22 protein-coding genes and 1 pseudogene are annotated in these 19,308 nt (G+C 71.0%); 7 read left to right on the forward strand and 16 right to left on the reverse strand.

Annotation, left to right across the window (positions count from 1 at the left end; genetic code table 11):
• Nucleotides 1-62: 62 nt before the first annotated feature.
• Both ACWD26_RS13280 and ACWD26_RS13285 read right to left on the reverse strand, forming a co-directional pair.
• Nucleotides 63-281, reverse strand: a complete 219-nt coding sequence (locus ACWD26_RS13280; RefSeq protein ID WP_451269319.1) for a DUF397 domain-containing protein — start codon at nucleotides 279-281, stop codon at nucleotides 63-65.
• Nucleotides 278-1,147 carry a helix-turn-helix domain-containing protein gene (locus ACWD26_RS13285; RefSeq protein WP_451269321.1) on the reverse strand — a complete coding sequence of 290 codons (870 nt, stop codon included), beginning with the start codon at nucleotides 1,145-1,147 and terminating at the stop codon, nucleotides 278-280. Before ACWD26_RS13285 ends, ACWD26_RS13280 begins: the two co-directional genes overlap by 4 nt.
• 187 nt (nucleotides 1,148-1,334) lie before the next feature.
• On the opposite strand from ACWD26_RS13285, the gene ACWD26_RS13290 reads away from it, so the two are divergent.
• Nucleotides 1,335-1,748, forward strand: coding sequence for an ATP-binding protein (locus ACWD26_RS13290; protein WP_451269323.1), 414 nt, complete (start codon nucleotides 1,335-1,337; stop codon nucleotides 1,746-1,748).
• 229 nt (nucleotides 1,749-1,977) lie between these two features.
• The gene (locus ACWD26_RS13295; RefSeq protein ID WP_451269325.1) at nucleotides 1,978-2,208 is read left to right on the forward strand and encodes a hypothetical protein; all 231 of its coding nucleotides are present in this window, start codon (nucleotides 1,978-1,980) and stop codon (nucleotides 2,206-2,208) included.
• Between the two features lie 95 nt (nucleotides 2,209-2,303).
• On the opposite strand, the gene ACWD26_RS13300 is transcribed toward ACWD26_RS13295, so the two are convergent.
• On the reverse strand, nucleotides 2,304-2,921 hold the full coding sequence (locus ACWD26_RS13300; RefSeq protein WP_451269327.1) for a hypothetical protein: 618 nt from the start codon (nucleotides 2,919-2,921) through the stop codon (nucleotides 2,304-2,306).
• A gap of 29 nt (nucleotides 2,922-2,950) precedes the next feature.
• On the reverse strand, nucleotides 2,951-3,508 hold the full coding sequence (locus ACWD26_RS13305) for a hypothetical protein (RefSeq protein WP_451269329.1): 558 nt from the start codon (nucleotides 3,506-3,508) through the stop codon (nucleotides 2,951-2,953).
• A 148-nt stretch (nucleotides 3,509-3,656) separates the two neighbouring features.
• Between ACWD26_RS13305 and ACWD26_RS13310 the strand changes: the two genes are divergently transcribed.
• Nucleotides 3,657-4,142: a DNA-binding protein gene (locus ACWD26_RS13310; protein ID WP_451269331.1), complete on the forward strand. Its 486-nt coding sequence runs from the start codon at nucleotides 3,657-3,659 to the stop codon at nucleotides 4,140-4,142.
• Nucleotides 4,143-4,154: 12 nt separating this feature from the next.
• Here ACWD26_RS13310 and ACWD26_RS13315 read toward each other — a convergent pair whose 3' ends face one another.
• Nucleotides 4,155-4,697 carry a GbsR/MarR family transcriptional regulator gene (locus ACWD26_RS13315; RefSeq protein WP_451269333.1) on the reverse strand — a complete coding sequence of 181 codons (543 nt, stop codon included), beginning with the start codon at nucleotides 4,695-4,697 and terminating at the stop codon, nucleotides 4,155-4,157.
• A 101-nt stretch (nucleotides 4,698-4,798) separates the two neighbouring features.
• Between ACWD26_RS13315 and ACWD26_RS13320 the strand changes: the two genes are divergently transcribed.
• The 3 genes from ACWD26_RS13320 (at nucleotide 4,799) to ACWD26_RS13330 (ending at nucleotide 7,790) form a co-directional block, all read left to right on the forward strand.
• The gene (locus tag ACWD26_RS13320; protein WP_451269335.1) at nucleotides 4,799-5,701 is read left to right on the forward strand and encodes an ABC transporter ATP-binding protein; all 903 of its coding nucleotides are present in this window, start codon (nucleotides 4,799-4,801) and stop codon (nucleotides 5,699-5,701) included.
• The gene (locus ACWD26_RS13325; RefSeq protein ID WP_451269337.1) at nucleotides 5,698-7,344 is read left to right on the forward strand and encodes an ABC transporter permease; all 1,647 of its coding nucleotides are present in this window, start codon (nucleotides 5,698-5,700) and stop codon (nucleotides 7,342-7,344) included. The genes ACWD26_RS13320 and ACWD26_RS13325 overlap by 4 nt, the downstream gene beginning before the upstream one ends.
• A gap of 62 nt (nucleotides 7,345-7,406) precedes the next feature.
• Nucleotides 7,407-7,790 carry a hypothetical protein gene (locus ACWD26_RS13330; protein WP_451269339.1) on the forward strand — a complete coding sequence of 128 codons (384 nt, stop codon included), beginning with the start codon at nucleotides 7,407-7,409 and terminating at the stop codon, nucleotides 7,788-7,790.
• On the opposite strand, the gene ACWD26_RS13335 is transcribed toward ACWD26_RS13330, so the two are convergent.
• The 9 genes and pseudogenes from ACWD26_RS13335 to ACWD26_RS13375 form a co-directional block, all read right to left on the reverse strand.
• Entirely contained in the window at nucleotides 7,773-8,990 is a 1,218-nt protein-coding gene (locus tag ACWD26_RS13335; protein WP_451269341.1) for a cytochrome P450, read from the reverse strand. The genes ACWD26_RS13330 and ACWD26_RS13335 overlap by 18 nt on opposite strands.
• Before the next feature lie 82 nt (nucleotides 8,991-9,072).
• Nucleotides 9,073-9,738, reverse strand: a complete 666-nt coding sequence (locus tag ACWD26_RS13340; protein ID WP_451269343.1) for a response regulator — start codon at nucleotides 9,736-9,738, stop codon at nucleotides 9,073-9,075.
• Complete coding sequence (locus ACWD26_RS13345) at nucleotides 9,735-11,084, reverse strand: sensor histidine kinase (RefSeq protein WP_451269345.1); 1,350 nt, start codon at nucleotides 11,082-11,084, stop codon at nucleotides 9,735-9,737. Before ACWD26_RS13345 ends, ACWD26_RS13340 begins: the two co-directional genes overlap by 4 nt.
• 124 nt (nucleotides 11,085-11,208) lie before the next feature.
• Nucleotides 11,209-11,433 (reverse strand): annotated as a pseudogene (locus tag ACWD26_RS13350) (response regulator transcription factor); the annotation flags it as partial.
• Nucleotides 11,434-11,447: 14 nt separating this feature from the next.
• Entirely contained in the window at nucleotides 11,448-12,338 is an 891-nt protein-coding gene (locus ACWD26_RS13355; RefSeq protein ID WP_451269347.1) for an alpha/beta hydrolase, read from the reverse strand.
• A gap of 547 nt (nucleotides 12,339-12,885) precedes the next feature.
• A complete protein-coding gene (gene kynU, locus ACWD26_RS13360) occupies nucleotides 12,886-14,121 on the reverse strand; it encodes a kynureninase (RefSeq protein WP_451269349.1) in 1,236 nt (411 codons plus the stop codon).
• Nucleotides 14,114-14,959, reverse strand: coding sequence for a tryptophan 2,3-dioxygenase family protein (locus tag ACWD26_RS13365; RefSeq protein ID WP_451269351.1), 846 nt, complete (start codon nucleotides 14,957-14,959; stop codon nucleotides 14,114-14,116). The genes kynU and ACWD26_RS13365 overlap by 8 nt, the downstream gene beginning before the upstream one ends.
• A 154-nt stretch (nucleotides 14,960-15,113) precedes the next feature.
• Nucleotides 15,114-15,527, reverse strand: a complete 414-nt coding sequence (locus ACWD26_RS13370) for a DUF3151 domain-containing protein (protein WP_451269353.1) — start codon at nucleotides 15,525-15,527, stop codon at nucleotides 15,114-15,116.
• A gap of 52 nt (nucleotides 15,528-15,579) precedes the next feature.
• Nucleotides 15,580-15,876: a GntR family transcriptional regulator gene (locus ACWD26_RS13375; RefSeq protein ID WP_451269355.1), complete on the reverse strand. Its 297-nt coding sequence runs from the start codon at nucleotides 15,874-15,876 to the stop codon at nucleotides 15,580-15,582.
• Nucleotides 15,877-16,294: 418 nt separating this feature from the next.
• Here ACWD26_RS13375 and ACWD26_RS13380 point away from each other — a divergent pair, with 418 nt between their 5' ends.
• Nucleotides 16,295-16,618, forward strand: a complete 324-nt coding sequence (locus tag ACWD26_RS13380) for a hypothetical protein (protein ID WP_451269357.1) — start codon at nucleotides 16,295-16,297, stop codon at nucleotides 16,616-16,618.
• A gap of 3 nt (nucleotides 16,619-16,621) precedes the next feature.
• Here ACWD26_RS13380 and ACWD26_RS13385 read toward each other — a convergent pair whose 3' ends face one another.
• Together ACWD26_RS13385 and fbaA are read right to left on the reverse strand one after the other, a co-directional pair.
• Nucleotides 16,622-18,091 carry an MFS transporter gene (locus ACWD26_RS13385; protein WP_451269359.1) on the reverse strand — a complete coding sequence of 490 codons (1,470 nt, stop codon included), beginning with the start codon at nucleotides 18,089-18,091 and terminating at the stop codon, nucleotides 16,622-16,624.
• Between the two features lie 79 nt (nucleotides 18,092-18,170).
• Nucleotides 18,171-19,193 carry a class II fructose-bisphosphate aldolase gene (fbaA, locus tag ACWD26_RS13390; RefSeq protein WP_451269361.1) on the reverse strand — a complete coding sequence of 341 codons (1,023 nt, stop codon included), beginning with the start codon at nucleotides 19,191-19,193 and terminating at the stop codon, nucleotides 18,171-18,173.
• Nucleotides 19,194-19,308 lie beyond the last annotated feature (115 nt).

Here is a 19,308-nt window from a genome sequence, read left to right on the forward strand (position 1 = left end):
GCCGGGGTTCCGGCACAGGGCATCCCTGGGGGAGATGACCTCCCCATGTTAATCCGCGCGGATCAGCCGCAGCGTCTGTAATTACTCCTGACGGGTTCCTCCACGAGGATGCCGGTCAGGAAGGAGTGCCAGCACGTGGGGCTGAGGTGGAGGAGGGGGCCGTGAGGGTTCTTGCTGTCGCGTATGGCTCGGCCGCCGGTGGTTGTCGCGGCGACCTCGACGCAGTTGCCCTCCCCTCCGGAGTACGACGACTTCCAGAAGGGGCCTATGACCTCGGTCACGATGCGTCTTCCCTGCTACTCCGCAGTGCGCTCCGAATGAGCCGCGCACTGGCGTCCGGTGCCAGTGCTGCCGATCGTAGATGGTCGTGCGCATTGGCGTAAGCCGCCAGGTCCTCGGGAGCTTCAAGGACCGACGTCCCCCGCAAGTTCTCCAGGGTCACGGCTTCGACGATCGGGTCGGCTTCGAAGCTGAAGGACGAAAAGGGATCCGTGAGGCCGGCCATCGCCCCCGCGCTGAACGGCAGCACCTGCACGGTGACGTTCTTCCGCTTCCCCACCTCAAGGATCGTGGCGAGCTGTTCCTGATGGATGTCGACGCTCACCAGCGGGTGCGCGATGACCGCTTCCCAGATGATGACGGCGTAGGTTGCTCCGCCTTCCTCGATCTTCGCTTGTCGACCCACGCGCACTTTCACCAGCTCCGCGATCCGTTCGGGAGCGATGTAGTGAGGGGTCGCCGCGATAACCGCCTCCGCGTAGGCCGGGGTTTGCAGTAGCCCCGGCACCAGAACCGGCTGCCACTCGCGGATGTACGTCGCGTCGTCCTCCAACGCGATGTGGTCGAGGTAGTCCGGCCGCAGGTGTGCCGCGTGTTCGAGCCACCAGCCGCGGTTCTTCGAGTGCTTGGCCAAGTCCTCCAGCTTGTCCCGGACTTCCTGGTCGGTGACGCCGTACGCGTCGAGCAGCAGCCGTACCTCGATGACGCGAGGTGTCGCATGCCCGGTCTCTACGCGGCTGATCCGAGCCTGGCTCGACGCGATCACCTCGGCGGCCTGCGGCTGGTCCAGCTTCGCGGCCAGTCGGTAGCTCCTGAGCGCCGAACCCAGGCGCCTGCTGCGCACGGTCGGCCGTCCACCTGCGGGCATGGGCCCTCCCCTCTGCTGCGGCAACGATCCCACGCTAGGCGTCAACCCTAGGACCGCATCACACCATCGAGTGACACGAGTGCATGTATTCAGTCGTCCACATTGCATGGGTCGTGAATTTGCCCCTAGCTTCGAAGCACGCGCCGCTGAGGCGTGCTTTCTTGACGACTGGTCAGTGGGTTTTGCCATGCCCGTTCTCACCCCACGTCGCGACTCCTTCCGTATCCCCAAGCAGAGAAGACACGTTCCCGAGGCCCGCGCTCAGGTGCGCCGGATCCTCAAGGACTGGGCCCTCGACGGGGAACTCGTCCACGACATCGCCACGGTGGCGACAGAGCTGGTCACCAATGCCGTACGGCACTGTCGGGTGAGCCTCGCCGAGGTCGAGGTCGTGCTGTCGGTCCGGGGGTGTGGGGTGCTGGTGGAGGTGTCGGACCCGGACAAGGGGAAGGTGCCGACACCGGTGGTGGAGCCGGACGGCGACGGCGGCCGGGGGCTGACGGTGGTCGCCGGGCTGGCCGAGCGGTGGGGGCATGAGCTGCGGCCGTTCACCAAGTGCGTGTGGGCGTACTTCGTGATCCCGGGGCGGTCGTCCCGGTGAGCGCGGCGACGCTGAGCCCGGAGCGGGGGCGCTGGCGGCGCTGGGCCGCGCGGGCGGAACGGCAATGGGCAGCGTACGGGCGCTGGTTGCCGCTGCTCCCCCGGGAACCATGCTGGGAACCCCGGCGGCCGGCCGCGCGGACCGTGCCGCCGGAGGACGAGGCCTTTGACGAAGGGGACGTCGTGCGGGCGTATGTCACGGCGCACCTGCGGGAGGGGCGGGCGGCGGCATGAGCGGGGACGAGGAGGAGACAGCACGGCCGGATGGCAGTCCGCCGCTCGACGCGGTCATGGCCACGTTCGGCGACTGGCTCGACCACGCCGTGGCTTGCAAGGACGCGTGCCGCAGAGAAGGGGTCTCGTGTCTGCACTCGATGCGGCTGGGCAAGAGACACCGCGAGGCGAGGAGAGCCGCGGCCCGGGCGGCCCGCCGGACGGACGGGCCGCCGGAACTCCTGTGAGCCGGCAGGACACGTAACCGGTCGGCCGGAATCCTCGCGTCACGCGTCACACGCCACGCGTACGGCTCACGGTCACGTGTAGTGGGCCGTGGGTCTCACGTGATGAGCAGCCGGTTGAAGAACGAGCGGTAGCGGCGCAGGGCCCCGCGCAGTTCCTCGGTGTCCACCTGTTCGTCCTGGCCCCACTGGCCCTCCAGGTCCTTCTTGTGCTGGGCGAAGGTGGAGGCCAGGGTCTGCATGACGTCCGCTACCAGCGTGTCGGCGGCGTGGACGGCCTCACGGGGCTCGTCCACGAACTGACTCTGGATCTCCTGCCAGCGTTCGCGGAAGCCCTGCTCCTCGTCCTCCGTCAGCAGCCGGGGAGCCTCGTCGGCCGTGCCGGAGGCACCCGGGGTGCCCGGCGCGGCGATCCCGCCTTCGGGCTCCTCGGCCACGGCCTCACCGGCGCCGGGGGTGGCCTCATCGGTGACGGCCTCATCGGTGACGCCTCCGCCGCCGGGCTCATCGGTGGTGGTCTCAGCGGCCTCGCCCCCGCTCTCCGTCTCGGTGAGCGCGCTGCCCTCGCCCGGGAAGAGCGGGGCTCGCGAGGAGGTTTCCTCCGCCCCTCCCGGTGTCCCCTCGGTTGTCCCCTCGGTGGTGCCGGTGGTGGGCTGGGCGAGATCCTCGGTGGACAGGCCGCCGGTCTTGCGGTCGTTTTCCTCGTTGCTGTGCATGGCTACCTCCATGCCGGGTCGTGTCGGCGTCAGGACGGGGTGGGCTGGGCCCGGCCGCCGTCGGAGAGCAGCTCGTCGAACAGGGCGCGGTAGTGCACCATGGCACCCCGCAACTGCTCGGTGGTCGCCTGCCTGCGCGTGCTGAGGGACTCCACCTCGTGCGCGGCGCGGTAGTGCTCCAGCGTGCGGCCGTGTTCCACCGAGAGGTCCCTCATCTGCTGCTCGAACCCCTCGGTCGGATACCCGCGCTCGTGCATCAGGGAGGTCACCAGCCGGTCGGCGTCGTGCACGGCGTCCTCCGGCCGGTCCACGAACTCCTCCTGGACGCTGTTCCACTCACGTGTGTAGCGGTCCCGCGAGACGGGAGGCAGCGGTTTGATCTCCAGCGAGTCGTGCCTCTTCTCCCGGGCCCTCAGCTCACGCTCGCCGGCGAACCGGCTGTCCGAGCCCTCAACCGTCCGTTCGTACTCCGGGCCGAAGCGATCGCGGAGCTCACGGCGTCGCATCATCAGTGAGACCGCCACAGCGGCCAGGGCGACCACCACGACGATCGGAATGATGATCGCAAGAAGCGTTCCTGTGGACATGGGGCGCACGCTCCTCATGGGAAAGATGTATGCACACTCCCTTTTCCCCATTTGCCTGATATTTACCCTTCTCGACAGCAATCGGGACGTCACAGCAGGCGTAAATAAAGCGTTGACAACAATCTGTTTGCATCAGAGGCTGAGTCGTATGACGTCAACCTCGCCACAGCCGCCTGATGCCGCCGACCCCTTCACCCCGCCCAGCGCCGACGAGGCGAGGGCGCAGCGCGTCTACACCGCCCTCTTCCGCATCGCGGAGCGGCACGCCGCCACGGACGGGCAGCGCCGCCGCCAGACCCACCCCCGCGTACTCGGCCCGCACGAGGCGATCAGGTTGGTGTCGTTCCTTCTCAGCGGTGCCGCCCTCCTGGAGGAGGGCGAACCCGAGGTCGACCGCGCCGACATCACCGCCGCCCTCAGCCTCGTCCCGCTCGCCCGCGGCGAGATGGACGAACTGGAGGTGGGCCTGCTGGACATGGCCCGGGGCCGCGGCATGACCTGGCCGGAGATCGCCTTCGGCCTCGGCCTCCAGACCCCACAGGCCGCCCGGCAGCGCTACGAACGCCTGGCCGGCCGTACGGAGACGGGCATCGCGAAGGACGACGGGCGACAGGGAGACGTGGAGGGCGGTTGATGCCGCCCGGGGTCAGCCCCGGCCGAAGGTCTTCTCGCGGTGGACGCGCCAACGGGCCATCACGCCCTGGACCTCGACCTCGACGAACTCGAAGAAGGCGAGGGTCTCGGAGAGCCGGCGCCCGGCGGGGGTGTCGGCGCCCAGGCCGGCGACACCCTCGCGCAACGCGTCCTCCCAGCGCTTGATGAGGGCCTCCCGGTTGGTGAGGGCCTCGTACCACTGCTCACTGTGGACGCGGTAGCGCTCGCGGCGCGAACCGGGCTCACGCTCGCGTGACACCAGGTGCACCTGGGCGAGATAGCGGACCGCGCCGGAGACGGCCGCGGGGCTGATCCGCAACTGCTCGCCCAGTTCGACGGAGGTCAGCGCGCCGGTGTCGGAGGCGAGGAGCGCGGCGAAGACCCGGGCCGGCATACGCGGCACCCCGGCCTCGACGAGTTGCGCCGCGAAGTTCTCGACGAAACGGGAGACCGACTCGGGGTCGCGCCCCACGGCCCGGCCGCCATCGGCCTCGACACCGTCGGCCCCCGCTCCGGCCTTCGAATCCGCCGCCATCCCTGGATCATCTCCCCTGGTCGGACACCACCGGCCAGCCTACCGGTATTCATACGCTTCCTTAACTTCACAAGTTTCTGAAATAAGCGTACGTTCTGAACATGACTAAGGCCCTCACCGTCTCCGGACTGCACAAGTCCTTCGGACGGACCCACGCGCTCGACGGCCTCGACCTGGCCGTCGACACCGGCGAGGTTCACGGCTTCCTCGGCCCCAACGGCGCCGGGAAGTCGACCACGATCCGCGTCCTGCTCGGCCTGCTGCGCGCCGACTCGGGCGCCGCGCAGGTGCTCGGCCGCGACCCGTGGGCGGACGCGGTCGAGGTGCACCGCCGGATCGCCTACGTACCGGGCGACGTGACCCTGTGGCGGAACCTCTCCGGCGGCGAGGTCATCGACCTGTACGGCAGGCTGCGCGGCGGACTGGACGCCGGGCGCCGCACGGAGCTGATCGAGCGTTTCGAGCTGGACCCCACCAAGAAGGGCCGCACCTACTCCAAGGGCAACCGCCAGAAGGTCGCCCTCGTCGCCGCGTTCGCCTCCGACGTGGACCTCCTTATCCTGGACGAGCCGACCTCGGGCCTCGACCCGCTGATGGAGGAGGTCTTCCAGCGGTGCGTACGGGAGGAGCGGGGCCGGGGCCGTACGGTCCTGCTGTCGTCCCACATCCTCAGCGAGGTCGAGGAGCTGTGCGACCGGGTGAGCATCATCCGCAAGGGCGTCACCGTCGAGAGCGGCTCCCTCGCCGACCTGCGCCACCTGACCCGCACCACCGTCACCGCCGAACTCGCCGGACCGCCGGGCGGCCTGGCCCGCCTCCCCGGCGTCCACGACCTCGACGTCCAGGGCAACCGCGTCCACCTCCAGGTCGACACCGACAAACTCAACGCCGTACTGCGTTCCCTGACCGAGTCCGGCGTACGGTCGCTGACCTCGACCCCGCCGACGCTGGAGGAGCTCTTCCTGCGGCACTACCAGGGAGCGGGAGAGGCGGTCGCGCGATGACCACCACCGACGCGGAGGCCGGCACCGGCACCGGCACCACAGCCCTGAACGCCTTCGCCGTACGATCCGGCGGGAAGCGTCAACTCGCCGGGACGGGAACCCTGTTGAGGTTCGCCCTGCGCCGTGACCGGGTGATGGTCCCGGTCTGGGTCGCGGTGACCGGGCTGATGGTCCTCTCCATGCCCAACAGCCTGCGGAGCCTGTACGGCACCGCCGCCGAACGTGCCGACCTCATGCGCCAGATGACCACCAACTCGTCACTGCGCGCCCTGGTCGGCCCCGTCTTCGACGACTCCCTCGGCGCCCTGACCGCCTGGCGCGTCGGCGTCTACGCCGGCCTCCTCGCCGCCGTCATGAGCCTCCTCGTCGTCATCCGCCACACCCGCGACGAGGAGGAGAGCGGCCGCCAGGAACTCGTCGCGTCGGGCATGGTGGGCCGCCGGGCCTCCCTGACCGCCGCCCTGCTCACGGCGGCCGTCGCGAACGGCGGGCTGGCACTGCTCGTCACGCTCGGGCTGGCCGGGGAGAGCACTTCCGGCGCGCCGGCCTTCGGGCTCGGGATCGCGGGCGTCGGGATGGTGTTCGCGACGATGGCGGCGGTCGTCGCCCAGCTGACGGAGAGCGCGCGGCTGGCGCGGGGGCTGACGGCGGGGGTGCTGGGCGCGGCGTTCGTGCTGCGGGCGGCGGGCGACGCTTCCGAGAACGACGGCTCGTCCTTTCTCACGTGGATGTCGCCGCTGGGGTGGCTGGAGAACGAGCGTCCGTTCGCGGAGGAGCGGTGGTGGGTGCTGCTGCTGTTCGTGGCGGCGACGGCCGTCCAGGGCGCGGTGGCGTACGCACTCGCCGGGCGCCGTGACGTCGGCATGAGCTTCCTGCCGACCCGGCCGGGACCGGCCGCCGGCCGACTGGGTACGGCCGGCGCCCTGGCCTGGCGGCTGCAACGCGGCAGCGTCCTGGGCTGGAGCCTCGGGTTCTTCCTCGTCGGCGTCGTCTACGGCGGGCTGACCGAGGGCACGGCCGACTTCGTCGGCGACAACAAGGGCGCCCGCGAGATCTTCGAACGCATGGGCGGTCAGTCGGGTCTGACGAACGCCTTCCTCGCCTCGATGATCGGCATGCTCGGTCTGATCGCCGCGCTGTACATCGTCAGCGCCGTCCTGCGCCTGCACGGCGAGGAGACGTCCGGGCGCGCGGAACCGCTCCTCGCGAACTCGGTCGGCCGACTGCGCTGGGCCGGCGGCCACCTGGCCGTCGCCTTCGGCGGAACCGTGTGGATCATGCTCCTGGCCGGCCTCGGCTTCACCCTCGGCTACGGCAAGGAAGCCGGCCCGATCCTGGGCGCGTGCCTGGTCCAGGTCGCGGGGGTGTGGGTCATCGGCGGTGCGGCCGTCCTGCTGTACGGCCTCACCCCGCGAGCGGCCATGGCGGCCTGGGGGCTCGCCGGAGCCGTCCTCCTCATCGGCTGGATCGGCCCCGTCCTCGACGTCCCGCAGGCGCTCCTCGACCTCTCCCCCTTCGGCCACCTCCCGAAGCTGCCGGGCGGCGAGATGGAGTGGGGGCCCGTGCTGGTGCTGACCGGGCTCGCGGTGGCGCTGGTCGCGGGCGGTCTGGCGGGGCTGCGGCGGCGGGATCTGAGCAGCTGAGGACCGCACGCACCGCGCACACCTCAAAGAACCACGGCCGAACCCGGCGCGTCCCTCCGGACATGGACCTACCGGAACAGCGGGGTGAGCGGCGCCAGCGGGACGAGGACGAGCGGGGCCGGGGGCTCGATCGGCAGAGCGTGCTGGGGTGTGGTGGCTGTGCGCTGTCGGCGGTGGGCGCGACGGCCGCGACGCTCGCTTGGGGCACCTCCGACCGCACCCAACGCCATCTCGGAGGCGGCTTCGAGGGCGAGGGCATGGACTACACCGTCCTCGCCACCGAACTCCCCTTCGTGGCCCTGGCCGGAGCCGCCCTCCCGGCCCTCGTCTGCCTCACGATCGCACTCCTGCCGGCCCGGCGACGGCGGTCGGGGGCGGGGGCGGAGTCGGGTTCGGGGGCGGAGTCGGGTTCGGGTGGCGCGGGCTCCTCAGGCCTCGACGGATAGGCCGTCCAGCCCCCGGATCACGAAGTTCGGCTTGCGCGTCGGCTCGGCGGCGAGGGCGAGTGCCGGTGCCTTCTCCAGGAGGGCGGTCATGGAGGCCGCCAGCTCGATACGGGCGAGGGGGGCGCCGATGCAGTAGTGGATGCCCGCGCTGAAGGAGATGTGCGGGTTCTCCCTGCGGGTGAGGTCCAGCTTCTCGGGGTCGGCGAACACGGCCGGGTCGTGGTTCGCCGAGCCGAACAGCATCGCGATCTCCGCCCCCCGGGGAACCGTCGTACCGTCGATCTCGATGTCGTCCAGCACCCAGCGCTCGAAGAGCTGCAGCGGGGTGTCGTACCGCATCAGCTCCTCCACCGCCGTCGGGACCAGCGAGTGGTCCGCCCGCAGCGCCGCCAACTGCTCCGGGTTGCGGAACAGCGCCCACCAGCCGTTCACCGTGGCGTTCACCGTCGCCTCGTGGCCCGCGTTCAGCAGCAGCACACAGGTCGAGATCATCTCCTGCTCGGTCAGCCGGTCGCCCTCGTCGTGCGCCGCGATCAGGCCGGAGATCAGGTCCTCGCCCGGCTCCGCCCGACGGTGGGCGATCAGCTCCCGCAGATACTCCGAGAACTCCACCGACGCCCGCACCGCCCGCTTCGCCGTCTCCTGCGACGGGCTCAGCTCGTACATCCCGCAGATGTCCGCCGACCAGGGCCGCAACTGCGCCCGGTCCGACTCGGGGATGCCCAGCATCTCGGCGATCACCGCCACCGGCAGCGGCTCCGCGACATCCGCCAGCAGATCACCCCCGCCGGCCTCCACCAGCCGCGTCACCAGCTCACCGGCCAGCTCCTCCACATACGGCTTCAGCTGCTCCACCGTGCGCGGTGTGAACGCCTTCGACACCAGTCGCCGGATCCGCGTGTGGTCCGGGGGCTCCAGGTCGAGCATCCCGTGGTCGTTCAGGGTGTGGAACGGCTCGTGCTCCGCCGGGGGCGCCGTCCGTCCGAAGTCCTCGTGCGTGAACCTGTGCTGGTACGTCCGCCCGAGCCGCCGGTCCCGCAGCAACGCCGAGACATCCGCGTGGTGCGGGACGAGCCACTGGTTCGTGGGCTCGAAGTACCGCACCCTGCCCCGGGCCCGCAGCTCCGCGTACGCCGGGTACGGGTCGGCCACGAAGTCGGGGTCCCACGGGTCGAAAGCGAGGTCGGAAGCAGGTGCCATGAACGGACGCTAACCCGCGACCGGGCCCGCTGAACAGGGGGAACCGGCGCGTGACCTCGACAAAACCGCTCCCGGTGCCCGGTCAGCCGGGCGTGACGAGCCGCGCCTCGTAGGCGAAGACCGCCGCCTGGGTGCGGTCGCGGAGGCCCAGCTTCACCAGGACTCGGCTCACATGCGTCTTGATGGTGGACTCGGCGACCACCAGGCGCTCGGCTATCTCCGAGTTCGACAGCCCCTGGGCTATGAGGACCAGGACCTCCGTCTCACGGTCGGTGAGTTCGCCGTACGCCAGCTGGGTGGCCGCCGACGGGCGGGGAACGTGGGCGAGCTTGGAGAACTCCGTGATCAGCCGCTTGGTGACGGACGGGGCGAGGAGGGCCTCGCCGGCCGCCACCACCCGGACCCCGTCGGCCAGTTGGCGTGCCGAGGCGTCCTTGAGGAGGAAACCGGAGGCTCCCGCGCGCAGCGCCTGGTACACGTACTCGTCGAGGTCGAACGTGGTCAGCACCAGCACCTTCGCCCCGCCGTCCGCCGCCACGATCTCCCGGGTGGCCTCGATGCCGTTCAGCTCGGGCATCCGGATGTCCATCAGGACCACGTCCGGCGACAGCTCCCGGACCCGGTCGACCGCGTCCCGGCCGTTCACCGCCTCGCCGACCACCTCGATGTCCGGCATCGCGCCGAGCAGCACCGAGAAGCCCTCGCGGACCATCATCTGGTCGTCGGCGATCAGCACGCGGATCGTCATGCGTCGGCCTCGCTCACCGTGGACACCGGCAGGAACACCGTCACCTCGTACCCTCCGTCGTCCGTCTCGCCCGTCGTCATCTCGCCGTTCAACATCGTGACGCGCTCGCGCATGCCGGTGATGCCGTGGCCCGCCCCGTGGGTGGACTTCACCAGGGTCACCTCCGGGGAGGGGCCGTTGACTATGCGCAGGCCGAGGCCGCCCAGGACGTAGCCGATCTCCACGCGCGCCGTCGCGCCGGGCGCGTGCCGCAGGGTGTTGCTGAGAGCCTCCTGGACTATGCGGTACGCCGACAGCTCCACACCCTGCGGGAGTTCACGGACCGCCCCGGTGACCGCCTTGTCGACCGTCAGGCCGGCCTCCCGCACATTGGCGAGCAGGCCGTCGAGGTCGGCGAGGGTGGGCTGCGGGGCGTCCGGGGCCTCGTAGTCCTCGGCGCGGACGACACCGAGGACGCGGCGCAGCTCGGTGAGCGCGGCGACCGCGTTCTCCCGGATCGTGACGAAGGCCTGCTCCAGCTCCGGCGGGGGGTTCTCCACGCGGTAGGGCGCGGCCTCGGCCTGGATGGCGACCACCGACATGTGGTGGGCGACCACGTCGTGCAGCTCGCGGGCGATCGTGGTGCGCTCTTCGAGGAGGGTGCGCTTGGAACGCTCGTGCGCCGTCACGGTCCGCTGGGCGGTCACCTCCTGCTGGGCCGACCGGCGTATGTTCACGACGGACGCGGCCAGCAGGGCCATCGCGGAGATGACCAGGAACGGGCCTGTGTTCGAGGCGTAGTGACCCGTGCCGATGGTGCTTTCGAGGAGCAGTCCGTACGTCGCGGTCAAGGCCCACATCCACGCGGCCGTGCGGGGCCGGGTGCGCAGTGCCACAACCGTCAGCACCACGAGGTGGCAGGCGAAGCTACCGGCCGCCCAGGGCCAGTCGCTCCACATGTCGCTGAACGCCCCGGTGACGGGGGTGGCGGCCATGGACACCCAGAAGGCTCCGACGGGTCGTATCAGCGTCAGCAGGACCGGGCACACGGCGAGGAGGGCGGACAGGAAGATGGCGAGTTCACCGTTGCCCTGGCTGGCGGATGCCGAGATGGTCAGCGCCAGCAGGCCGGCCGCCACCACGATCGCGTGCGGGGTCCAGCGCGTGTACTCCCGCAGGTGGCCGGAGAGCCGGCTGGTGAACAGGCCGTCCATCCTCATGGGCGGCAGTGGTCGGTAGGCGAACGCGTCGTGGAACAGGTCCTGCCGCATCCTGCGCCACGCGTCCATCGCCACCCGGAACTCCGGGCTGCTCGGCCTGCCCCCACCGCGTGAGGGCATCGTCTGCGTCTGGGTCGTCTCGGTCACGTGGAAAACGGTAGGTGGAGGGCGGGGTCGGCGTCGTCACCAGTGAGGAGGGTCTGTCCGGGTCCTTCTCAGGTACTACGGGTCGTGCGGGGGTGGGGCTGTCGCTCACCGTGGCGGTGTCCGCTCAGTATCCCGTGGGGCGGACCAGGCCCGACTCGTAGGCGAAGACCGCCGCCTGGGTGCGGTCACGCAGACCGAGCTTGACCAGGATGCGGCCCACGTGGGTCTTCACGGTCTGTTCGGCGACGACCAGACGCTGGGCGATCTCGGCGTTGGGCAGGCCCTGCGCGATCAGGGAGAGCACCTCCGTCTCCCGCTCGGTCAGGTCACCGACGCGGGCGGCGCGGGGCCATCCCCGTACGCTCACCAGGCCAGTTGCGCGATTTCCTCCGCCACCACCGCGCACGCGTCCGCCGCCGGGTCGATGAGGGGGAAGTGGCCCACGTCCTCCAGGAGTGTCAGACCCACGACCTCGCCCGCCTTGGCCGCGGCGTCGGCGTACGCCTCGGCGACGGCCTGGGGGACGACGATGTCGGAGCGGCCCTGTACGAGGGTGGTGGCGATGCCGGTCGGGAGGAGGAGGGCCGGGTCGGCGTAGGGGCGTCGTTCGGTGAACTTGTCCTGGCCGCCCAGGAGTTGGGTGGCCGCGCCGCCACAGACGTCGAGCTTCTCGGCTACGGCGAAGTCGGCGATGGGGGCCAGGGCGACGACGCCGCGGAGGGGGGCCGGGCGGGGGGTGTGCCACGGTGAGTCGGCCGGGAGTACGTGGCGGGCGGCGGCCCACAGGGCGAGGTGGCCGCCGGCTGAGTGGCCGGTGAGGACCGTGCGGCGGGGGTCCGCCTGGGGTAGGGCCTCGCGTACGAGGGCGGGCAGGGCGTCGAGGGCGGTGGCGATGTCGTCGAACGTCTCCGGCCAGCGGCCCGCTATCGGGGTGGGGGTGCTGGTCGGGCCGGACTGTGCGGGGAGTGAAGTGCCCCTTCTGTACTCGACGTTGGCCACCGCGAAGCCGTGGCGGGTGAGGAAGTCGGCGAAGGGGGTGATGTGGTGGCGGTCGTACGGGGCTCGCCAGGCGCCGCCGTGCAGGACTACGACCAAGGGGGCGGTGGCCGCGTCGGGGGTGCGGGGGGCGTAGAAGTCGATCAGTTGGTCGGGGTGGTCACCGTAGGGGGAGGTGACGAGGGGGGCGACCGGGGGGTGGGAGAAGGCGGACGCCTCTTCGGCGGCATCGCGGGCTGCGGCGTCGTCGTCGGGCATGCGCCAACCTCTCGGGTGGAATGGATTTGGAAGGGTTTGGGGTGGGCGGGTCTCTGGGGTGGGGAGGCCTGCCGTTGGCGGGGACGGTATCAGGCCGGTGACGTGCGTCGACACGGGGATGTGACGCTGGGTCAGGCGGATGGGGGTGGGCCGGGGCGGGGCCGGATGGGCGGCGGATGAAAGCTGGGCCGACGCCGCGGCTGGGCAGGGGTGGGCTTCGCTCGCCCGCGCTTGCGGGGTGCCGCCGCGCCCACCCGTCCCGCCCCAGCGGCACGACTGCCCGCAGCTACGCCGAGCGGACCGGGGCCCGCCTGCGGCTACGACGAGCGGACCGGCCCCGCATGCGGCGCTGCGGCAGGGCCAAGCACCCCCCGCCGGAGCCCAGCGCCGTTGCCCCAATGGCCGAAGCCCCCAGCACCGCTACCCCTTCGGCCCCCAGGTGCCCCCAGCGCCGTTGTACCGACGGCCGAGGTCTCCCCGGACACCGCTGCCCCCAGGCCAAGGCCCTCCCGGCATCCCTGCCTCCGAGGCCGAGGCCCCCGCAGCGCTACCGCAGCGTCCGCAGCGTTTCGCCCAGTGTTCGGGCCGCTCGTTCCGCGTCCGTGAAGCTGACGTAGAGCGGGGTGAAGCCGAAGCGGAGGACGTCGGGGTGGCGGAAGTCGCCTATGACTCCCTTGCCGATGAGGCGTTTCATGATGTCGCCGGCGTCGTCGCAGCGGAGGGCCACCTGGCTGCCGCGTTCCGCGTGGGCGGTCGGGGTGAGGGACTCGACGCGGCCCTCCGGGGCGTACGTCGATACGCAGCGCAGGAAGAAGTCCGTCAGGGCGAGGGACTTCGCGCGAACCGACTCGATCGTCACCCCGGCCCCTCCCTGGCCCCCGTACCAGACGTCAAGTGCCGCCTCCAGTGCCAGCATTGACAGGATGTCAGGTGTGCCGACGCGGCCCCGTACGGCTCCGGGGGCCGGGTCGTACGTGGGGTGCATGGCGAAGGGCTGGGCGTGGGAGGTCCAGCCGGGGAGGGGGGAGTCGAAGCGGGGCTGGAGGTCTTGGCGGACGTAGAGGTAGGCGGGGGAGCCCGGGCCGCCGTTGAGGTACTTGTAGGTGCAGCCGACCGCCAGGTCGACGCCGTGTTCGTCGAGGCCCACGGGAAGGGCCCCCGCGCTGTGGCAGAGGTCCCAGACGACGTGGGCGCCCGCGCGGTGGACCGCCGCCGTCAGACCCGGCAGGTCGTGCAGGCGGCCGGTGCGGTAGTCGACGTGGTTGAGGAGCACGGCGGCCGTACGGTCGCTCAGGGCCTCCGGCACCTCCGCCGGCGTCACCGGGCGCAGCGTACGGCCCGTCATGCGGGCCGCGGACTCGGCGATGTAGCCGTCCGTGGGGAACGTCGTCGCGTCGACCAGGATCTCGTCGCGCCGGCCCTCACCGGCCTCGTCCGCCATCCGTACCGCCGCCACAACCGCCTTGAAAACGTTGACACTTGTGGAGTCGCCTACGACGATCTGGCCCGGCGCCGCGCCCACCAGCGGAGCGATACGGTCGCCGATCCGCTCGGGCGCGGACCACCAGCCGCTCTCGTCCCAGGAACGGATGCGCAGCTCGCCCCACTCGCGGTACACGACGTCGGCCACCCGCCCGGGGACCGACACCGGCAGCGCGCCGAGCGAGTTGCCGTCGAGGTACACGGCATCGTCGAGGACGAAGCGGGTGCGCAGGCCGGCCAGTTCGTCGGCCGCGTCCAACTCCTTTGCGACTGCGGCCAGTTCAACGTTGAGTTCAGACATGGGAACGCGCCGTCCACAGCTCGGGGAACACGTTCTTGCGGGCGCGCTTCTCCAGCCAGGCCACGCCGGCGGAGCCGCCCGTGCCGGCCTTGGCGCCCATCGCGCGGCGCGTGGCGACGAGATGGTCGTTGCGCCAGCGCCAGACGAGTTCGGCCACGTCGGTCAACGCCTCGCCGAGGCGGGCGAGTTCATGGTCCGGGTCGCCGGAGTACAGCTCGGTCCACACCTCCTCGACCTCGGCGGAGGGCTCGTAGCGCTGCGAGACGTCACGGTTCACGACGGACGCGGGGATCGCGTGGCCTCGGCGGGCCAGGAGCCGCAGTACCTCGTCGTAGAGGCTCGGCTCGTGCAGCGCCTTCTCCAGTTCGGCGTGGACACGCGGGGCGCCCCGGTGCGGTACGAGCATGGAGGCGGACTTCTCGCCGAGCAGGAACTCCATCCGGCGGTACATCGCCGACTGGAAACCGGAGCCCTCGCCGAGGGCGTCCCGGTAGGAGTTGAACTGGGCGGGGGTGAGCTGGCCCAGGGGCTTCCAGGAGGCGTTCAGGGCCTCCAGCTCGCGCACGGAACGCTTCAGCGCGTCCCTCGCCGTCGCCACGTCGTCGTTGCGGATCGCGGTGGTCGCGGTCTCCCACTCGTGGACGATGACGGTGAACCACAGCTCCATGACCTGGGTCGTCACCAGGAAGACCATCTCTCCGGGGTCGTCGGAGAGGGGGTGCTGGAGGTGGGTGAGGACGTCCGCCTGGACGTAGTCCTCGTACGGGGTCGTGCCCTGGAAGTCGAGATGCGGGGTCTCGGGCTCCGAAGCCTCGTGGGGCTGAGCCTGAAGGGACATCGCTGTCTCCTGCTGTGTACTCCGGGTAGCGGTCCGCCCCTGCCGAATTCCGACACGGGGGCCCCGGTCCCCACCGGCATCGTCGGGGATACGCCCACGAACCGCAAGGTCCGCCTGATCACACCAGGCGGACCTGCGCGAACAAGTCCCCGGGTCAGCTCAGGGTCTGCGCCGCCGTCGGGGAGGAGTCCTTCAGGAACTGGGAGCAGCGCTCGTACTCCTCCTGCTCGCCGATCTCTCCGGCGGCGCGGGCGAGGGCGTGCAGGGCGCGCAGGAAGCCGCGGTTCGGCTCGTGCTCCCAGGGGACGGGGCCGTGGCCCTTCCAGCCGTTGCGGCGCAGGGCGTCCAGGCCGCGGTGGTAGCCCGTACGGGCGTAGGCGTACGACTCCACGACACTGCCCCGCTCGTACGCGTCGTCGGCGAGCTGGGCCCAGGCGAGGGAGGAGGTGGGGTACTTGGCGGCGACGTCGGCCGGGGCCGTGCCGCTCGCGAGGAGTTCGCGGGGCTCCGGGTCGTCGGGGAGGTGCGTCGGGGGCGGGCCCCCGAGAAGGTTCTCGTGAATCGTCATGGGTTCCAGTCTGGCCCATGTGGGTGCGGGTGGCGGTACGGGTGGCGGCGGATCAGCCGGCGGCCGGGGCGTCTTCGGGGGTGTCGCCGGTGGGCGGCTGCTCGGCTCGGACGAAGGTGCCCTTCACGGGGACCGTGATGACGAGGCCTTGATCGCGGAGGTCGCGGACAGCCCGGCGGATGGTGTTGACGGCCACGCCGTACTGCTCGGCGAGGTCGCGCTCGGCGGCAAGCCGGGCCCCCGCGGGCAGGCGCCCGGTACGGATCTGCTCGGCGAGATGATGCACGACCTGGAGGTACACGTAGACGTGGCTCGTCGGGTCAGGGCTCCAGTCACGGTCGTCAACCATGCCTGCACGCTAAGGCGGCTCGACGCGCCGCACTACGTACGGGAACACTCAGGTGCAACCCTATGCTTCCTATTGCTACCCAACGCTCCCTAATGCACTGTAGTCTGAAGAACGAAAGAACCCCGGCGGCCTGCCAGGACCCCGGGGCGTGGCCGACGCTGCAACCGGAGCATCGACATGCGCAACCTTATCCACCGCGCCGCCCGCTACTGGGCCTTCTGCTCACCCCGGGCGCGGGAACGCACCGCGCGGGCACCCGCCCCACCCAGCAGCCGCCCGCACCCCGCCCCCACCCCGCCGCAGAACGACTACCGCTTCACCGCTCCCCGTACGGCCTCGACCTCGGCCCCTGCGACGGAGGCACCAGCCCCCTCGTTCGCCCCTACCTCATCGGCATGGAAGTAGAGGCAGCCGCCTGATGGACTCGGTCACCACACCCCGCCTCCTGCCCTGGACCTCCTCGGAGGGCAACCCGTGCTACCTCCTCCCCAGCAACGAGGGCGGCTACGTGTCCCGCCTGGCCGACGAGATGGAGGCCGTGCAACTGACCGTGGGCACCGACGTACTCGGCCATGCCCGCAAGGTGCTGGATGACCCCGCGTCCCCGTACACCGAGGTGCGGTACGCCGGGCTCCGGCTGGCGGAGTGCCTCGGCGACGCACTGCGGGTCGCCGAGTCACGCGGACTGCGCCTGCCCACGCCGGACCACCAGGACACCCAAGACGACCAGGACGACGGCTGAGGCTCACGTCTCCCGGTCGCCCAAACCCCCCGCCTCCAGCGGCGGAGCCGTCACCCCGCAGTGCGTGCGGCACTCGGGGTGGCGGCAGTCCGGCGCCGGGCGGCGGATCGTCGCGTAGGCCAGGGCCGCGCCGGCCACCAGCGTGGCCGCGCAGACGACCATCGCCGTGCCGAACGCGTCGTCGAACTGCGTCGCCGACCGGTACGCCTCCGGCCCCATCCCCGCGATCAGCGGCAACGCGGCCACGGCGATGAGGCCGGCCGCGCGGGCCGCCGCGTTGTTGATGCCGCTCGCCAGACCCGCGTGCTCGGTGTCGACCGAGGCCAGGACCGTCGCGGTCAGGGGCGCGACCAGGGTGACCATGCCGAGGCCGAGCACCACCAGCGCGGGCAGGACATCGGCGACGTACGACGCCTCCGGCCCCACCCGCAGCGCCAGCAGCATGCCCGCCGCGCACAGCAGCGGGCCGACGGTGAGCGGGACGCGCGGGCCGATCCGTTCGCCGAGGGCGCCCGCGCGGGAGGAGAGCAGGAGCATCAGGACCGTGATGGGAAGCAGGGCCGTGCCCGCGCCCAGCGCCGAGTAGCCCGACACCACCTGGAGTTGGAGCGCGGCGAGGAAGAAGAAACCGCCGAAGGCCGCGTACACGCACAGGGTGACCAGGTTGACCACCGTGAACTGGCGGGAGGCGAAGATCTTCGGCGGCATCATCGGGTCGGGGCGCCGGCGTTCGACCTGGACGAAGGCCACACCCGCCACGACCCCCGCGACGGCCGACAGGGTCACCGCCAGCGAGCCCTCCCCCGCCTCGATCAGCGCGTACGTCACCAGGGCCAACGACAACGCGCCCAAGGTCGCGCCGAGGACGTCGAAGCGGCCGGGGTGTGCCTGGCCGTCGCCCGACTCGGGTACGTGGCGGGTGGCGATCGGGACGCAGACGAGCGCGAGGGGCACGTTCAGCAGGAAGACCCAGCGCCAGCCGGGGCCGTCCACCAGCCAGCCGCCCAGGAACGGGCCGACGGCGGCGCCGATGCCGCCGAAGCCGGACCACAGACCGACGGCCCGCGCGCGGTCGTCGGGGTGGAACGAGGCCTGGATGAGGGCGAGGGAGCCAGGGGTGAGGAGGGCGCCGCCCACGCCCTGCAGCGCTCGGGCCGCGATCAGGACGCCGACGTTCGGCGCGAGGCCGCACAGCAGCGACGCCACGGCGAACCACACCACACCGATCACGAACACCCTGCGCCGACCGAAGCGGTCACCGAGGGCGCCGCCGAGCAGGATCAGACCGGCGAGGGTGAGCATGTACGCGTTGACGGTCCACTGGAGGGCCGCCAGATCCGCGTCCAGGTCCTCGCCCATCCGGGGCAGGGCGACGTTGACGACGGTGGAGTCCAGCAGGGCCATGCTGGAGCCGAGGATCGTGGTGAGCAGGACCCACTTGCCCTGGGGCGAGGCCAGCCGGATGTCGGGCATGGGTCCAGGTATACAGCGAGCCCGGTGCCGTAGCACCGGGCTCGCTGCAAGAAGTGGGCTTACCTCGATCGACGCGGACCTACTTGATCTTCGTGCCCGCCGAGCGCAGGTTGCCGCAGGCCTCGACCACACGGGCCGCCATGGACGCCTCCGCGAGCTTGCCCCAGGTGCGCGGGTCGTAGGTCTTCTTGTTGCCGACCTCGCCGTCGACCTTCAGGACGCCGTCGTAGTTCTGGAACATGTGGGCCGCGACGGGGCGGGTGAAGGCGTACTGCGTGTCGGTGTCGATGTTCATCTTGACGACGCCGTTCTCCAGGGCCGTGCGGATCTCGTCCTCCGTGGAGCCGGAGCCGCCGTGGAAGACGAAGTCGAACGGGGACTCCTTGCCGAAGCGGGCGGCGACGCCCTCGTTCAGCTCCTTGAGGAGGTCGGGGCGCAGGACGACGTTGCCCGGCTTGTACACGCCGTGGACGTTACCGAAGGACGCGGCCAGCAGGTAACGGCCCTTCTCGCCCAGACCCAGCGCCTCGGCGGTGCGGATCGCGTCGTCGACCGTCGTGTAGAGGGAGTCGTTGATCTCGTGCGAGACACCGTCCTCCTCACCACCGGTCGGGGTGATCTCGACCTCCAGGATGATCTTCGCGGCGGCGGCGCGGGCGAGGAGCTCCTGGGCGATGGAGAGGTTGTCGGCGAGGGTCTCCGCCGAGCCGTCCCACATGTGGGACTGGAACAGCGGGTTCTGGCCGGCCTTGACCCGCTCCTCCGACACCGCCAGCAGCGGACGTACGTAGCCGTCCAGCTTGTCCTTCGGGCAGTGGTCGGTGTGCAGGGCGACCGTGACGGGGTACTTCTCGGCCACGATGTGCGCGAACTCGGCCAGGGCGACGGCACCCGTCACCATGTCCTTGCTGTACTGACCGCCCAGGAACTCGGCGCCGCCGGTCGAGATCTGGACGATGCCGTCGCTCTCCGCCTCCGCGAAGCCCCGCAGGGCGGCGTGCAGCGTCTGGGTCGAGGTCACGTTGATGGCCGGGTAGGCGAACTTGCCTGCCTTCGCCCGGTCGAGCATCTCGTTGTAGACCTCGGGGGTTGCGATGGGCATGGTCCGCTCCTTGTATGTGCGGGTGGCGTTGTGCTTACGAGCCCTGACCTAGGGTTGCGACATCATCGTCGGCCCCATCTTTCCAGACGGGACCGGATGCTCCGGCCAGGGTGTC

Source organism: Streptomyces sp. NPDC002787 (genome assembly GCF_053592095.1).